At 39.4% G+C, this 16667-nt stretch carries 11 protein-coding genes; 8 read left to right on the forward strand and 3 right to left on the reverse strand.

The window, feature by feature from the left end; all coding sequences use genetic code 11:
- The first annotated feature begins 623 nt into the window (after positions 1-623).
- From ACJJIL_RS07310 to ACJJIL_RS07330, 5 genes are all read left to right on the forward strand, one after another.
- Positions 624-1475: a hypothetical protein gene (locus ACJJIL_RS07310; protein ID WP_445361553.1), complete on the forward strand. Its 852-nt coding sequence runs from the start codon at positions 624-626 to the stop codon at positions 1473-1475.
- 1058 nt (positions 1476-2533) lie between these two features.
- Entirely contained in the window at positions 2534-3361 is an 828-nt protein-coding gene (locus ACJJIL_RS07315; RefSeq protein WP_445361554.1) for a hypothetical protein, read from the forward strand.
- Positions 3362-3757: 396 nt separating this feature from the next.
- Positions 3758-3904, forward strand: coding sequence for a hypothetical protein (locus ACJJIL_RS07320; RefSeq protein WP_445361555.1), 147 nt, complete (start codon positions 3758-3760; stop codon positions 3902-3904).
- 204 nt (positions 3905-4108) lie between these two features.
- A complete protein-coding gene (locus tag ACJJIL_RS07325) occupies positions 4109-4366 on the forward strand; it encodes a DUF2190 family protein (RefSeq protein ID WP_445361556.1) in 258 nt (85 codons plus the stop codon).
- A 914-nt stretch (positions 4367-5280) separates the two neighbouring features.
- The gene (locus tag ACJJIL_RS07330; protein ID WP_445361557.1) at positions 5281-5415 is read left to right on the forward strand and encodes a hypothetical protein; all 135 of its coding nucleotides are present in this window, start codon (positions 5281-5283) and stop codon (positions 5413-5415) included.
- Positions 5416-7042: 1627 nt separating this feature from the next.
- On the opposite strand, the gene ACJJIL_RS07335 is transcribed toward ACJJIL_RS07330, so the two are convergent.
- Positions 7043-9556 carry a glycosyltransferase gene (locus tag ACJJIL_RS07335; protein WP_445361558.1) on the reverse strand — a complete coding sequence of 838 codons (2514 nt, stop codon included), beginning with the start codon at positions 9554-9556 and terminating at the stop codon, positions 7043-7045.
- Between the two features lie 577 nt (positions 9557-10133).
- Between ACJJIL_RS07335 and ACJJIL_RS07340 the strand changes: the two genes are divergently transcribed.
- The gene (locus tag ACJJIL_RS07340) at positions 10134-10370 is read left to right on the forward strand and encodes a hypothetical protein (RefSeq protein WP_445361559.1); all 237 of its coding nucleotides are present in this window, start codon (positions 10134-10136) and stop codon (positions 10368-10370) included.
- Positions 10371-13057: 2687 nt separating this feature from the next.
- Here ACJJIL_RS07340 and ACJJIL_RS07345 read toward each other — a convergent pair.
- Positions 13058-13336 carry a hypothetical protein gene (locus ACJJIL_RS07345; protein ID WP_445361560.1) on the reverse strand — a complete coding sequence of 93 codons (279 nt, stop codon included), beginning with the start codon at positions 13334-13336 and terminating at the stop codon, positions 13058-13060.
- 792 nt (positions 13337-14128) lie between these two features.
- Between ACJJIL_RS07345 and ACJJIL_RS07350 the strand changes: the two genes are divergently transcribed.
- Entirely contained in the window at positions 14129-14959 is an 831-nt protein-coding gene (locus ACJJIL_RS07350; RefSeq protein ID WP_445361561.1) for a glycerophosphodiester phosphodiesterase family protein, read from the forward strand.
- A gap of 146 nt (positions 14960-15105) precedes the next feature.
- On the opposite strand, the gene ACJJIL_RS07355 is transcribed toward ACJJIL_RS07350, so the two are convergent.
- Positions 15106-15285 carry a DNA-processing protein DprA gene (locus tag ACJJIL_RS07355; protein WP_445361996.1) on the reverse strand — a complete coding sequence of 60 codons (180 nt, stop codon included), beginning with the start codon at positions 15283-15285 and terminating at the stop codon, positions 15106-15108.
- 889 nt (positions 15286-16174) lie between these two features.
- On the opposite strand from ACJJIL_RS07355, the gene ACJJIL_RS07360 reads away from it, so the two are divergent.
- Positions 16175-16570: a universal stress protein gene (locus tag ACJJIL_RS07360; protein ID WP_413662467.1), complete on the forward strand. Its 396-nt coding sequence runs from the start codon at positions 16175-16177 to the stop codon at positions 16568-16570.
- Positions 16571-16667: the final 97 nt, after the last annotated feature.

A 16667-nucleotide genomic window follows, 5' to 3' on the forward strand; every position in this document is an offset into this window, starting at 1 on the left:
ATGAGCTGAACAGCCTTTACAAGAAACGGAAGCAGTATCGATAGTCTTTGGAGAGCTTTATGAACTAATACCTGTTCAAGATTTAGAGGCTCGCCAGTGGTACTGGGGTATTATTTAATTTTTCTTAAAAAATTGTATTGATTTTCCTGCGTTGTTGGATTAAATTTCTTTCGGGTTTGTGGGTAAAGAAAAGGATTTTTCATGTTGCCAGCTGTGCCGTTTATCCCCGTTGAAAAAGTTATTTAGTGTGACCTTGGTTCGTTTTGTGGTTTCTAAGTTAATTTCGCCATTTTTATAGCTGTAAAATCAAGCCCCAAATAAAGACTGATTGGTTAGGTTCCCTATCATTTACTATGGTGAATGTGTGCTATAAAATCCCTTTGGGTTTGCAGGGTGTTTTTGGTTGGGGTAATAAGTGTAGGTTTTTATACTGCTATTTTTAAGGTTTTTTCTGTGGTAATTCTATTTCTATAGAGATTCTATTTTTCACTTCAATTTTTTATCTTGATTTTGTCTCAATGTAATTGTTTTTAGTTTGTCAGATTGGAAAAGTTTACTTTGATCATTGAAGTTATTTGTTATTTTGGTCAATTTCTCTAAGTATATGTATGAGTGAATGTTTTATGTTTTTTAAGAGTGCAGTTAAAGTGTTGTCTGTTTTTGTAGTTTTATTGACCTGCGGAGCACAGGCAAAAACTTTCAAGTATGAGCTTCAGGATATGCACACAGGAAGGGGGGATGTGCAGTATCCAGATCTTAATATATATGATGTTACATCTGTGACGTTGACTGTCGAGCGGTCGGATCTTAGGGATACTCCGATACTTACTTCACTAGAAATTGAATATTTTGGTTCAGATAAGCTGACAGTGAAAAATTTTATAATTGACGAATATAATAATGGATCGAGCTGGAAATATCGTGGAAAGGTCAATAATGCTTGGGTTTTTCGTCAGCTTAATATTGGAGTAGATGGTCTTGATTATATGACTGAAAATGGTAAAGAAATAATTATTGAAGGTTATGTATCTGAATTCTCCAGTTTTCTTGGGCTTAATAGTAAAGAAGATTTGGTTGAATGGGGGAAAAGCCTGTTTTACATTCAAGGGGAATTAGTTGATGTGACTCCAAGCAAGGTGGTTGATGTCGAATGGCTAACAGCTGATGATAGTCGATTGAAATTATCTCTTAGGGATAGAGTGACTACTATTCCAGACTCCAACAATGACCAAAAGGCATTTGTTGTTGACTTGCTATGGCATGGAAAAGGGGAGTCCATTTATTATATTCCTACACATAATGACTATGAAGTTAATTTTACTAATGCAGTAGGAATAATTACTGAAACGGTTGCTGGGCCTGATGGAAGTGAAGAGTATGATATAAAAGTCCTGGCAAGAGACTCAGAAGGTAATGAATATATCGCTGCAGATGTATATCTGCCATATATGCTTAGCCAGGCTTACAAAGATTGATTGGTATAGTATGTTTTTCGTTATGATTCCAATTTAAATAGATTATATTTTTGCAGTTTTATTTAGCATTTTATTTGTGGCAATGATCTAAAGTTATAATTGCTTTGCAATACTCTTTACCCGCTCCGTGCGGGTTTTTTATGTAAATGTTCTTTTCCTTATGCAGATTATTGGCGGTATTCTTAGGGCGTCGTTTTTATGCGAAGAAAACTGTCAAATTAACTGCATTTCATGAAAAATTTCGCGATGAAACTTACCTTTGTACGGCTGGTGAGGTGGCTGTTTGATTCGGGCGCCACATGGATGACGTGGGTTTGTCGAGAGAGAAGAGGGGGATATTTTATTGGTTAATGATATTGAGGTATCACTGGCTATTTTGCAGGATCGTGTCGAAGGCTTTGATGCTCTGAAGTAGGTTTGATGTACCGTAATGAATTTGGCAAATGTGGGGAGCCAAATCTGTGAAGGAAAGTTAGCCAGCTCACACTATTTTGAGCTGCTGTGTGTGAGTTTCATGATGTGATTGTTCGATTAATAGACTTGAACCATGCGCTGACAAGTTTAGTAAATGACAAAAAGCGTTAGGATAAGGAATGGGTGAAAGTTTGGAAGTGCTTTCAGCCGAGTTTTGGCTCTTAACCCGTAAGAGCTTTAATTCCTGCTTCTTGGATTGTAAAGGGGTGCAGAAATTAGTTAAAAGCTGCTTGTTGGCAGTTATGTCCCGACGCAGTATGAATTTCCTAACGTCAATTTTTTGCTTGTAAGTCAGGTGGCTTTACAGTTATTGATAAGCTTCTGTTGGTTTGAACCGCACTTTATATTTTTTTGAGCATCTATTCCGCAAAGTGTGATCAAGTGCTGAGTTTTTATGTGTGATTTATATATTAAATAGGGTGAGTGAGAGATTTTACTCGTAAAATCTCTGGTTTCTTTACTTGGTAATTTTGTACCAGGAGAGGGGCGTGTTAAATAAAGTATAATTTACTTGACTTAAGGTGTGTAATAAGCTTCGTTTGCCCTTCCGTTAGTTAATTTAATAAGTTCTTTAGTGAGTTTTTATGTTCTATCGAAATGCCATCAAAACAGCCGCTGTTTCTGTCGCCCTAGTAGCTTTCGGCGCGCAGGCTAAAACGTTCAAGTATGAACTTCAAAATCTACATTCATCTAACGGTGAAATGCAGTATCCTGGCCTGGATTTAAATGATGCTAGCTCTGTGATTCTGACTATCGATCAGGCAGATCATTCAGCCCCCGCTACAGTTACTTCGTTAGAGGTTAATTTCCCTTATGCGCCAAGTCTGTCTGTAAATGATATCAAGGCAGATGATCAAAGTTGGAGATATTATGCAACCGTCGAAGATGCTTGGGTGTATCGTCAGCTTGATATCACAATAGACGGCTTAGATGTTGGAAATCCAAATAATGCAATGATTCATGTTGAGGGGTTTGTCTCTGAAGCTGCAAATTTTATTGGAGAAGAGCGTTCACTGAATTCTGACCAAAGACTATTTTCTGTTCATGGCGAATTGTTTGATGTGACTCCAAGTAAGGTTGTTGATGTCAAATCATTTACGGTTGACGGTAGTCATGTTGAATTATCTCTAAGAGACAATCCAACTATCGACCCAAATTCAAACTATGGTGATATGGCATTTGTAATCGAATTACTGTGGTTTGGAGAGGGTAAAGAGAATTTTCATTTTCATGTACCTTTCGGCGATGAATCAAAATTTTTTGAGGCGTACAAGCTAGAAGTTTCAACAATACCTGGGCCTAATGGGGATGAGACGTCAATAAGTATTAAAGCTAAAGATGCGCAAGGTATGGAATTTGAAACACATCATATGTATCTTGAGGATATGTTGAGGGATGCTTACGAGCTGTAATTTCGTCCTTATTCCATAAATGTTAACCCGCCCTATGCGGGTTTTTTAATTTCTGATGCACTCATGTTTGAGGCCGACTATTTCACAAAAGCAGAATGATTGTCTTGGTACATTTAGCTGTACCCAACAAAAGAAGGACCTTGCCGTTGTTCACATCATGGGGAATCTGATATCTAGCATCCGGCTCAGTAGCCACAAAATAGCAGGACTTATTCCATGTAGATGGTAAAATTCAGTCAGTACTATAACTATGAATATTGCCAGTTTTGATGCCGCTCGAGCCTTAGTCGGAACGCAAAAAAATGTCGTACAGTACCTGATATCCGGCTCAATTTTTCGACCTATGATATTTCTGGTGAAGAGGCTGCGAAAGCTGCATTCGAATCTGAGTTATATGTGGGGGAGCTTTCAAAGAGTAAGGCTATCCTGAGCAACGTACGCAGTATTTCTGAAGTTATCTCTTATGTACGTCTTAGCGAGAATAAAGGTGCGGACTCTGTGGTGCAGGCTACTATCGAAGGGCTCTACCTAGATGGTAAGTAAGCGCTGGCCCTGGAAGTGAGAAAGCTTGAGTGTCGACGGGATGGGGTTCAACGTCCGATTGAATGTTTCAGCCAAAGCCCGAGATACAAAAGGCATGGTGAAGACCCAAGAACCAAATAACCACTAAGCCTATATCGTTTATTTAAAATACCGCATCATTCGACCTTTTTGCTTTCTCTTATAAACCCAATTGAGAGAAAGGAAATGGCTGCTGATATTGTGCAAGCCAGGCATAATCTGGACTACGCCAACAACACCTGCGCGGCGATTGCCTCTGGCCAAGTTGTGATTGACGTGAAGCTGGTTATGGCGATGGATGATATCGTCGCGGATGAATCCGGTGTGATTGATATTGATGGCGTATTCACTGTGCCCAAAGTAACCGCTGCTGAGAGCATATTTTCCAAATGGAATAAAATTGGTAGCTATGATGGTGGTGGCGCTGAGCCTGCTGGCGAGTGAGATGGGAACTTATGATTAAGGGGCGGAGGTCATGCTTGGCGATGTGGGGTATATGGTACACACAAGTACTTGGGGATGTTGGGGCTGTTTTACATGCGTAGGCAGCTGGGTAGCAGTAACCTTTAGTGAATTTATAATACTGGAGAGATGCCGGCAAAAACTTCTCACTAGTTATCCTTATTTTTTTACGTTTAATTATCTTTGGAGACTGTAGTTTTATAGAACAGTTTTATTAGCTAGTGGTTAAATTAATATTTGCAAATAAATATTCTTTGATGAGGTTGTCGGGAAAGTTAAAAGGTTGATAAAAGCAGTGCTTGAGTATCATATTTAATGATTGTTTTGGTTTTTTATTTGGAAAATTCATAGCGGCATCTTTTTTTAGCATGTATTTATTTAAAATTTATTGGTTGGGGTTTGATGTGTTTAGAAGTATTCTAAAACCGAAAGGAGCCATGATAGGACTCATTGAGTCCCTTGGTTTTTTTTGCATTTGGATCTGCAGTTGTTCATGCCGCTACTATAACTCCAGGTTGCGACAACTATAGTAGTGACTCGGGGGTTGTTTATATTAAGGATAGTCCTGCTAGAGCGGTAGTGGAGCGTTCGGCGAAACTTGTATCACAGTCGACTTGGCTAGTCCATTGGGGACATAAAGCAACGTTCAAACTTGCCTATTTAGATTCTTCTAATAGAACGGTGATTACTTTAGAGTGAGATAGTGATATAGATGAGGAAGGTGAGTCGGATCTACATTTGACTCCAGCGCATCGAGGCTGAAATCTGATAGCTGTAATAGATAGAAGTGAAAAAAATGTGACAATGAACGATTCTTAGCTATTAATACATCTACTGTATCAGTTAGCAAGAATAATGAGTTTATCAGTGGTAACTGTAAGAATGGTGACTTTTTGATGTCCGGCACAATGGATCAGGCTTATGCAATTAATGCTAAGGCTGGCCATCCCATGAAGTTTCAAGTCCAGAGAAAGACAGCCGCTCAGTGGACCGGTACTCGCTGTGATGTTGCTGAGGAAACAGCTGCCTAGGAGAGTTTTGGCTCTTTAAGTAATTATAGTTACTCCGATCGGTGTGATGCTCAATATCGCTTTAGAAGTTATGATGGTGAATTTTTCAGTAATTGGAAAAAATTAATAGTCACTGGTGGTGATTCCTGCTCTGGAAGAATATGTGATATTGAGCCGTAATTTATTTGTTTAAATTGAGAGTGATTTTTAGGCTTATTTTATTGGCTACTATTTAGTTGGCTCATCTAAACCCACGTAAGCGGGTTTTTTCATGTCCAAAATTCATGGAGTAGTTCCCTGCGACCCAGCGCATCACAATCCGCGATGTAATAAAAGACGAACTGTACATCCTGTATGGCTACATGCTGCTGCGTATACTAGTGATAGCAATATTTATTGTTTAAATAATAACGACTCTAGTGCACGAGCCGACGACAATATGCTGCCCATTGGTGGGAGTAGAGTCAATATTGTATCGGATGGGGAGGCGAGACTTGAGTATATTGAGCGCTTTCCATTTGACTATGAAATGGTCTACCGCATCAAGTTGCAAGCACGGGGTGTGTATGACGGAGATACAGATTAAAATTGGTGTTAAAGTCTATCGGGCTAGCAGCATCCGCTGCAACTGTGGGGGAGATGACTCGTGCAGTACTAAGCATCATCTCGCGGGGCTCCTTTTAATCGCAATGATTTACGTACGGCAGTGAATACAAGTGACTGGTGAAATCACTGGACAGCCTGGAATAGTGAAGTTCCACAAGCTTATAGCATCTGATGGATTGATCAAAATAATGTAGAAATTAATCAGGTGAATTATAGAGTGCGGGAGTATGAGCCCTTGGTAGAGTTAATCGATATAACATATGCCTAACATTTTTAGCAAAGTAATAGGCAGGGTATTCTCAAGTAAGATTGAAGCTAACCGGTTAGCGCTCAGGTTGATTCGTAGTTGACTTTAATAGACCTGGAGTAGCTGAAATTACCTAGCAAGACAATCGCAGCAGAAACATCTGGTGGTTCATGACGACAGAGAAAATTGAGGCTATCAGTAATACTCATATTCGTATTGCTAACTGCTTTTCAGGGGATATGTTGGTCGGCACTCAAGACCATTATTGGATGCTTATCTTACCGAAAATTATAAGAATCGGCCGTGGTAATTATGTTAGGAGTGCATCTATTATCGAGCTTGATACCGATAGTTCGATTCCATGAGTACGCCAGATGGAATGGATAACTAACTTAGTTTAACAGTTGCGCCATTGTGAAGGATAAACCGCCCGCTTTGCTTTGCGCTGATTGGTAGTACACTTTGATTAAAGTAGGGGGGGAGTATTTTGGTCAAGGCGATTGCGAATTACCTTTGGAAATATTCGATGCGTGGGCCACGAGTATACGAGACTCTAGCTTAAGTTATCTGTTTCTATCGGAAAGGCTATACTCACAGTATTTACAAACAACTGTAGGGCAAAGACCATCTCAAAAAGATGGTCTTTGATCCATGCCCCTTCATTGCGGGGCGATACTACTCAACTCCCGTGAGTTGTCTGTAATGTCCATAATCTGCTTCCCCATCAATAAATGTGATTGGGGTCGCCCCCAAAAGCAAATATGTGGAATATTTTTTTAGGTTATTAGTGGTAGCTTATTTAACCACCTCTCTTCTAGAAAAATAATTCAACAATTTTCTCTTGACAAGTGAACCCCTTTTGATTTTTTGTAGTTCACTTTCAAGTTCCTTGATTTTTAAGCCTCGTTCAGCTTTTTCTTTGTAGGTTTTCTTAAGTTTTGCGTTTATTTCTGATTTTTGTTTATAAGTTTTTTGAAGTTTTGCATTAATTTCTGACTTTTCTTTGTAGGTTCTTTTAAGTTTTGCGTTTATTTCTGACTTTTCTTTGCGAACGGCATTAACTGCTTGCTCACTTTGCTTACTTTTACTTGTCTCCCTAGAGATACCCTGGGTATGAAAGAGTGAGATCTGCTCAATCAAATTTTTATGAAATGGCGTAGATTTATTTTCGGGAGTTGCACCATTCTGCAAATCACTAAACAGTATCTCCCATTCAGATAGCAAGTTAAGTTTTTCGTATTCTGCGAAACTATTTTTTAGTAAGGCGCTATTTTTGTTCCAGTATTTTTCATCATCTAGCAGTTTGCAAATTTTTTCGGCGGCCCCTTTTGCATCCAGTTGAGGAACGCGCTCCCATCCCTCTAGTATTTTGTAATACTCGAGCCATGGAAGATCATACATCACAGTGGGTAACCCGAGGCTGGCACTCTCAAATAACGTTAAAGGAAAGCCCTCATAAATAGAAGTCATCAGGAAGATAGATGAGCTTGAGTAGTACATGCCCACGTCTTTGCTGTAGCCAACTATGTTTATATTTTTGTCCAAGTTTTTTTGAGTTATTACACTCCTTAATTTGTTAATGGCCTTTTCTTCGCCATCCCCCACAATATTGCAAATGGCATCGGGGTGAACTTTTACCACGTGCTCCATTATTGATACTGCTTCTAAGGGTCTTTTCTCGTCCGAAATCCTAGCGAGCCAAAGAATCCTTTTCCTATTTGAAACAAATTTTGCGCTTGTTTCATTAAGTTTTTGAATAGGGTTGTAAATTAGGTAAGTGTTTTTATTGAAGTTTGACCAGATGATTTCATCGTATTCTGTTAATGTGACTACGCCATCTGAAATAGAATAGGAGTTAAATATTTCGTTAGCTTTATTGCTTACCCGATAAATCATAGCGAAAAAATTATGCGTATGATTAACGTAGGCTGGTCGTTTCGGGTGAGACTTGATTGTTAACATATCCCAAAGATTGGCAGAGTTTAACCAGGCGGAGTTAAGTACAATGTCAACGTCATATTTGTCAATAATACTTACCCAAGCTTCAGCTCGCTTGGCATAATTTTCTTTTTTGGGAAATAAGTTTACATCTGGAATAACTTCTCTATTCACTCTCGGAGAGATATGAAACTCATCGCAGGTTTTGGGCTGATCGGTGACTAGAATCACATTATACTTGTATTTTTGGTTGATTTGCGCACCTGCAAACAGGTTGCATAAATCCGCTACCACTCTTTGAGCTCCGCCTCCTCGTACTGAATGGTAGTAAAGTACAATAGTCTCTACCTTTCTTGGTATATGTTCAAGCTCCGAGAAGTCTTTAAAGTATGATGATATTTCACCCCTATTAAACCATTTGCTTCTGGCTAAGGCCGATATTATAAAATGATAGCCTCTTTTCCAGGCTGCATTTATCTCACGAAGGCCAGAGTGTTTGTCATCTTGTGGTAAGTTGGTATACCACCTTTCGATCTGTTCGTTAATAAAATTACCCTCAATCTTATTGCAAACAGAATTGTATTCCTCACTAATACTGCTGTCGTTAGAACTAAAACTTTTCCTAATTTCGTTTAATACGGATACAGATTGGCAGTGTAGTTTGAAATTTTCTATATTCATAGTTGGTTTGCCTGTCATTCCCAGGCCAAACCGATAATGATATAGTCTATCATTGATTCCAGAATAACTGCTTGCGTGTTTTAATATAAAGAAAAACGCATATAGATCATTTGCTTTGGGGAAGTAGCCATCTGAAACTTCTGAAAAGGCCTTACGGCAAATGGCTCCATTGTAAATTTTATTCCACAAATTAATGCTAAACTTTTTTTGTAAAAAACATTCTTGCATTAAGTTGTTTGTTATAGTCTCTTCAGTAAATGGCCTTACCATTTTCTGATTAAAATCTATTCTAGATTGTGGTAGGTTGCCGCAATTTTCAATAAAAGTTCCAAATTGCAGAATATCAGTATCATTTTCCGTTATTGCAGTGTAAGCAATTTCACATGCCGTCGGCTCAATATAATCATCTGCATCTACAAACATTATATATTCGCCTGAAGATGACAAGACCCCATCTTTTCTACATTGAGAAGCAGAAAGGTTTTTACCGTGCTTAATAGCTATGATGGTATCTGGGTACTTTGTTACATACTCATCCAGGATATCAACGCTATTATCTTCAGATTTGTCATCAATGCATATAATCTCGATGTCTGCTAATGTCTGATTAAGTATGCTATCAAGGCAGTGTTGGAGGTGTTCTGAGTTATTGTAGATAGGAATAACTATTGAGACTTTTTTAGGCACCATTCTCTCGCTATGTACGTACACTATTTATTTGTTGATTTTTAAACTTGACCGGCATCTCCCAGATCGAGGAGTGTCGGCAACCCTTCCCAGTTCGTTTGTGACTATGGAGTTTGCCCGATTATTGAGCTATATCTTTATATGTCCAGAGCCAGATTTGAGGCTTCTATTTTCGCCTATTCTATGGTCTCAAAGCAACTTTGGGCCTGAGGTGTACCAATGCCATCACAAGAGGTCAGTGCCATGAGGGGCCTATATGTGATTTCCGAGAAGATTGTTCATCTAGGTACTCGATATAGGCCCTAACACAAAACCCGTCAAGAGGTCTATACCATGAATAATCCATATAGTAATTGCTGAATTACATTTTGTCGTTGAGAAAGGGCGGTTGGTGTGTAGGCAGGTAGCGCCAATCGATTGAATTGCTGTCAGGATATCTGCTGCGAGCGTTCGGGCAGTGTATTGGTGGATTGCTTGCTATTTGTCAGAAGGTTAGTTGGCAGGCCCGGAGTATTTGCCTTTGCAAGAAAGGTAGATTGAGCACTTAGTTGGTGCTGTTAAGCTAAATCTAACTCGGCCCATGGCCGCTGGCGGTGAGCTATTGCGTCTGGATATCAATAACTGGGTCGGAATGGCAGGTATGGCCAGTGCATTGCCTGTAATAGTAGGGGGTTGTTTTGAGAGCTTGGCTGGGATTATCTTTAATGCTGTCAGCGATGATGTAACCTGCCTGACCTATGCTGAGTCTCCGCCCGATGAATCCCATCACTTTACCGCCGGCTTTTGTTTCAAGTGTTACGTTGGTTTAGCAAGCTAGGTATTTCGGTGTAAAAAAGGCCGATGACTAATGGTTATGCCTGTTGTATACCTCAGCAATTTTGCGGGGGCATACGCTCATCGAAAACCAAGTACCTACGTACCGAATCGTACATCTCGAAAACCAATGGAATGGTGGTAACTTTATCCGAACCCTATTGCGGGAGTGGGACTCACGCTCGCCTTTTCTGTCATCAAAAGCCAGAAGGCTGGCCGGCTTAGGTGTTCACTAGGCTACAACAATACTGAATGTGTCCATACGGTCACTAGCAATTAAACTTCAGTCCAAGCCCGATATGGAAGAGTCTTATCAGATTTCACGTTCCACATGTTTTCCCCCTGTAAAGGGAGGTCACATCAGCCTGTGAAATTGTCCATAAGGCAAGCCGAAAGGTAATCGTCTCTAGATCGATGATAAGCATCTTAGTCGAGGCTTTTGATCGTCTTGATCTTTACCAACTAGGGAGCAGAGGGAAGCACAATAAATAGATGGGCTATACGAATAAAGGGTCGTACTAGACAAGATCCTGGGCAGTACCACGATCATTCCGATGAAGATTCAGTGTGGTGATGAAATTTTAGCCTCGTCCATGGATTGGCAAAGCTTTTTGCCAGATAATCTCGGGGATAACCTATAACATAAAGAAAGTCTGAACACTCTTTAGCTTTTAAGAAATCTGAGATATCTCCGATGGTTTTGATTAACTGGCCAAATGATCTTATACCGATAAACCTAAGATGACTCTGAGCTATGGAAAGTTTCTTCATTGGTATTCAAGTCTAGAGCCCAAGCCTGGAAGATGCTGGTATCAAAGTCCGTGCTCTCTGAAAATCATAGATGCTCGCTGGCTCTTTTGTGTCGCATAGTTGTCGAGAACCACCACCGCACCTGCCTTCAGTACCAAGACGAACTGGGTATCGAAATATACAAAGATAAACCCATTAATACCCTAGGAATAAAACAGATTGCAATAAGGATCCATTGATAAATCTAGTAATGATGTTGCTTCACATTCTGAGCGAAACTGCCCTGTAGAACCGTACAACGACATGTGAACGTCGGCGTGCCCAAAGGCTAGACGTTTTTGCTGCTTTATTAGCACGCATAGGCCAAAGAGAGACCTGAAAATAAGCGCCCTTTACATAAAAGCCTGCCACTATGCAATCTGAGTGTAGAAAATCTATACCAGTAATCTGAAACTGTATTCGAGGGCATTACTAAGTTCCGTCAGGGGATATCCGGCCCGATTATATCAATAACGCTATAGAAAATTTTTCTGCATAAAGTTTTTGAAATATGCTAAAAATACTGATGGGCAAGGACTAGGTATCACTTTATTAAAATCTAGCTCTGAAAGTTATCGAAGTGCTCTTGTGTATCATGTAAGGTATAAATGATTTTACTTTTGCAGAATACTGACCTCAAACGTTATTGAGGCAAAGTTCCACCAAAAAAATCCTTTTTTCTGGTATCACCTTAATTTAAGCTCATCGCTATCTTATGTAGATAAAGTATATACAAAAATAAATTTAGGTGGGTCTTTTCCCCACTGGGGGAAGTTGAATATGATGTAGGATCAGCTATTTTTTATGGATTCAAAGCTTGTGGTAAAATTGTATTTAACTGAAGATAAAGGTGGGTATTATTCCTCAGTAATAAATGTTGTGATAGCTGAATCTTTGCTTGGAATTCATATTTATGATGTAGAGGTTTCCATACCCATCATGCCATCGTTGATACTCTAGCTTCGGAAAATTATAACCCTATTAAATAGACTGGTAGTATTCACATATTTGAAAGCGTAACACTATTTTATTGATAACTTTCTTATGGTGAATTTAAATCTGCATTTAATATCGTAGCTGATTAGGTGTGCTTATAGAGGTTTAAGTTGGTTTTCTGGAGTGATCCCTTTGAGATGTAGTTATTGGAAGTGTCTAATGGGCTTGCCGAGTTTACAGTTTCTTTCTGCGGGCGAAGAGCTTATTATGATTTAGATATTTTCAGTTTGGATTCTACATCATAGAGGATTGCGTGATGGTAATAGCACGGACCCAAATCTCTTAAGTAGGATGGTTGTTCAATTTATAAGTCGTGGTATGTCGTATTTAATGATACTAGGGAAGGGGTGTATCCGGGATCATCCTGACATATAAAAATTGTTTGAGTTTTGAGTTTTGAGTTTTGAGTTTTGAGTTTTGAGTTTTGAGTTTTGAGTTTTGAGTTTTGAGATTGCGATCCGACTTAGTATGTCTTTTTAATGAGGGTCAGAGTTCGAACAAAAGGCTATCGATCTTTCACTAAGATTACTAGCGGTTCAATGTTTGGACTCTAAGAGTGTTGCTGCAAAGTCTACAAGCCTTTCGCAGGATTTTTTTGATGGTAAGTATTTTTTCAGATTTCATATTGCTGAAAAATTTTTTATGAAAAATAAGCCATTTTATTAAAAGTAAAATAAGTAACCATAGGGGTGGCTCAATGTTAGGAGTAATGCCCTTGATGTATATTGTAGCACTTTTATATATCACTCTGTAGGAAGCTGGCAATATTGATATCGCACAGCTTCCGGCGGCATGTAAAAACCCTCCCCCCCTATTCTGAATAGCCGCCTTAAGTTTCTAATTTACTATATTGCTAACGGAGTAGCGAGCCCACTTGAAGCGGGCTCAAATTCGGCCAATTAACAGTTAGTTGAAGTCGATTACTGCCTTAACCATAGACTCTGCGGATTGCTTTGGGCAACCGTTGGATTTTCTCTCAATCACTTTTTTATCGACAATATGGAAAACTTTTGTTTTGTCGGTTTTCTTGTCAAATATTTGTGCCCAGTGAATAAATGGATTAATTTTGGCTGTCTGTGCTATCTCCTTGTAAGCGTCCTCCTCATTGTTAAATGATCGCTTAAAGTCCTTTATTCCGCCCATAAGTAAGTTATAAGTACCGGTGAACAATGCGTATCTTCCCATGGGGATCTCCATATTTATAAGTCTGGGTTTTGAGTCTCTACCCCTGGACAGCTACTGCCGGCTGAATACATTGAAGCGCAGTTGGTCAGTTGCTTGGTCAGAAGTATGTCTTACCTTTAATAAAGCTCACATGCTAACCATCCATTCAAATTTAACCGTTTTGTTTATGTACAGAAGCTTAATCAGAATTTGCTTTTGCAGTTTGAGGGGAATTTTTGTCGTGGTCTACATCATATTTGCATTAGAATAATCGCCTCAATTGTGGCTATATTGTATTATTCGATATATTTCTATTTTTCGAATCTGTGTAGGTGGGAGAGAAGAATTTTAGGATTTTTTTACGATCCTTAACTTTCTTGAGTTGATCCAAGTGTTTTATGGGTCGTGTTAAAATTGGAATTTATTGGCCTGGAATACTGATGGGTATGCACTTAATTGATAATGGAAACCTTGTCTAGTTAATGAATTAGGTGGCGATATTTTCCGAATTTGTGCATTGGTACTAAATATTTGAATGCATAATGTTGTTTAAGATAGTTAGGTGCATTTAGGGTGGGATGGCAATCAGGCTCAAGTACTTTAATGGTTGGCTCTGTGGGTAAGCGTGACCGAAAAGGTCCTTGAAGACTGTAAGAGTTACTTCTCCCTTAAGTGGTTTAAATAGGATAAGCGAGTAAATATGCGCCTTGTAAGTAAGTGTAATAGCAAGCCGAACTGTAGTCTCTCTTTTTTGATTGGCTTTTCGTAGTCTCTTAGTAATAGTTTTTCTCTTAAAATATAGGAAACTTCTAAATGAATAACGTGCTCAAGATCGTTACCTGTCTGGTTTTATTTATGATGACTTACAATAAGGTTTTGGCCATTGAAATCCTTGCTCACAGAGGAGCATCTGGTGAGTACCCTCAAAGTACCACCCTGGCTTTTGATATGGCATTGGAGCGGGGGGCAGATATTCTAGAATTGGATATACATTTGTCAAAAGATCAGTTTATTATTATCAATCACGATGCAGACCTTAAAAAAAATGCAGGTGTCTCGGATAAAATAGAAGATTTGACTTTGGGAGAAATACAAGCATTGGATGCTGGATATGAGTTTACCCTAGATAATGGTGATAGTTACCCATTCCGAAACCAAGGACTCGCCCTCTTAACATTAAATGAGCTATTTGAGCGCTACCCCAATGCCATATTTAATATTGAAATTAAACCAAATGATAGAGTCCTCTCAGAAATACTATGGCAAGTAATTGTTGATTATAGAATGGAGCAGCAAGTTACTGTGGCCAGCCAGCACAGTAAAGCCATGGGACACTTTCGTGATATCAGTGGGGGAGAGATTAGAACAAGCGCAACAATCGGTGAACTTATAGAGGCCAGTCTAGCCTGGAGCTCAGGCTTTGGGTGGGCTTTCAAACCGGACTTTGAAGTTGCCCAACTGCCATACAGTATTACCACTAAGCCCTATGTTCGCTTTTTTCAGAGTAAAGGTGTGGCCGTCGATCTCTGGACAGTTAACGATACAGATGATATTGAGCGCAGTATATCCCTTGGTGTAGATGGGATTATTGGCGATTTCCCTGGGCGAGTTTATCAACTACTTGAGAGTGCTGGAGAACGGTAATTTTTCTAAATGCGGGTCAGAATTGCCGAGTACAAAAATTTTCTTGTAAAAGAATAGTGAGGTTAGTGATAACTTGATAATTTCAACCTTAAAAAGTCAGTGCTTTATTGGCTTTTTAAGGTTCTAGGAGAAGGCAATATCGATCTTTATGGGCAAAAGTAGGATGCAAAAAGTTTGTGTCTAGCCTGGAGGCAGAAATCTACATACTTCATTGAGCCTCCCGAAGCTTCAGATTCAATAATTAGAGAGGGTTGGGAAAGGCCAAGCTGCAATCTATTCCGACATACAAAAAGTGCTGTTGGGGAGGTGTGCTCTGAAATCCACAGGCCTCCATCTTCTAATACTTACATTGCTAGTTGATAATTTGACCTTGGGTTTGCTGTATGCAATCCGTAGGTGAGGTCGCAATAGAAGCTAGCGTTTCCTGCAGGCTGCTGTGTCAACTCTTAGAATTATCCTGCTGACGATGATATTGTTTCTAGAAGTAATATGGCTGACCATTTTTTTGAGCTATTTTCATTCCGTTTTTGTCGTATCTCTGGATCCAATTATTGCAATGCTAGACTACTTAAGTAAGCTAATATTGCCGTGTGCATATACAGTCGAGAGGGAATTGGGAGTGTCTTCTAGTCCATTGGGATATTTGCAATTACTACGTTGAATCTTTACTGCTACCATTGTGCAAGCCAAAAGAGCACCCTTACTTTCTAGTAAATCTCATTAACGCGTAGATAGCTAACAAAAAGTCATAGCCGCCACACATGAGGCTTTCATGTCAGATTTCTTTCGGCCTTTGAGTAACACCATGCTTTGTAATGCAAATCTTGTTGGAGAAACAATTGGCTTCTGAAATGAAGCTTTGTTTCGAGTGCAGGGCTGTAAATGAGATGTTAATAGGTATACATTTTTCTGTAGTTGATAGTTCTTCTATTGATATCATCTGCGCGGATAAAGATGTTCATCGTTTAGTATTAATTATTTAGAACTCGCAGGAGGTTTAGTCAAGAAAATGATAACTTCTGGCCTCCTATGGCTGTTTGAGAGTTGTGCCGTAATCGAGGCTTTAGTCCGTTCGGGTTGAATAGATAACAGGTGGTATTAGGTTGATTTTTTAATTTTCCCTCTTTGTGCTTCGAACTCTTTTCATTTAAGCTGTGGAGGAATCGGTGCTCGATAAGTTCAGTTGTTATTAGTCAAAAATACTGGAGGGGGAATATGTACAATACTATCCTTTGCGCTATAGAAGCGTCTCAAGAAGGGAGGTATGTGTTGTCTAAAGCGGTAGAATTATCTAAGAAATTTGATAGCAAGCTAGTAGTTTTAAATGTACTGCCTTATAGCTTCCTGCCCAAGGATTATCAAAAAGAGCTGAAAGAGAGTGCAATTCCGAAGTTTGAGGAGATTACGGAAGACTTTGGGGTTAGCAAGAGAAATCGGGCCCTTAAAGTGGGAAAGCCTTATGAGGTTATCTGTAAGGAAGCTGAAAAAAGGAAGGTGGATCTGATAGTTCTGGGAACTCACTCCAAGAAAGGTTTGAGCTCCCTGATTGGTTCTACCGCTAATAGCATAGTGAACTATGCACATTGTGATGTAACTTTGGTTCGAATCTAAGTTATAGGGACATAGTCGACTCAAAGTTTGCCTTCTATTCGTTCATTATTCGTGATGACGCTTTTTGTAGGCCGGGCAACTGGAGTTTGCCCGGCCT

The organism is Microbulbifer maximicatervae (SeqCode), from assembly GCF_052468095.1.

Bases quoted from the DNA above. Each gene is read 5' to 3' on its own strand.
- ACJJIL_RS07310 (WP_445361553.1), top strand. From the start codon at position 624: ATGTTTTTTAAGAGTGCAGTTAAAGTGTTGTCTGTTTTTGTAGTTTTA.
- ACJJIL_RS07315 (WP_445361554.1), top strand. From the start codon at position 2,534: ATGTTCTATCGAAATGCCATCAAAACAGCCGCTGTTTCTGTCGCCCTA.
- ACJJIL_RS07325 (WP_445361556.1), top strand. From the start codon at position 4,109: ATGGCTGCTGATATTGTGCAAGCCAGGCATAATCTGGACTACGCCAAC.
- ACJJIL_RS07330 (WP_445361557.1), top strand. From the start codon at position 5,281: ATGTCCGGCACAATGGATCAGGCTTATGCAATTAATGCTAAGGCTGGC.
- ACJJIL_RS07335 (WP_445361558.1), bottom strand. From the start codon at position 9,556: ATGGTGCCTAAAAAAGTCTCAATAGTTATTCCTATCTACAATAACTCA.
- ACJJIL_RS07340 (WP_445361559.1), top strand. From the start codon at position 10,134: ATGGCCGCTGGCGGTGAGCTATTGCGTCTGGATATCAATAACTGGGTC.
- ACJJIL_RS07345 (WP_445361560.1), bottom strand. From the start codon at position 13,336: ATGGGAAGATACGCATTGTTCACCGGTACTTATAACTTACTTATGGGC.
- ACJJIL_RS07350 (WP_445361561.1), top strand. From the start codon at position 14,129: ATGAATAACGTGCTCAAGATCGTTACCTGTCTGGTTTTATTTATGATG.
- ACJJIL_RS07360 (WP_413662467.1), top strand. From the start codon at position 16,175: ATGTACAATACTATCCTTTGCGCTATAGAAGCGTCTCAAGAAGGGAGG.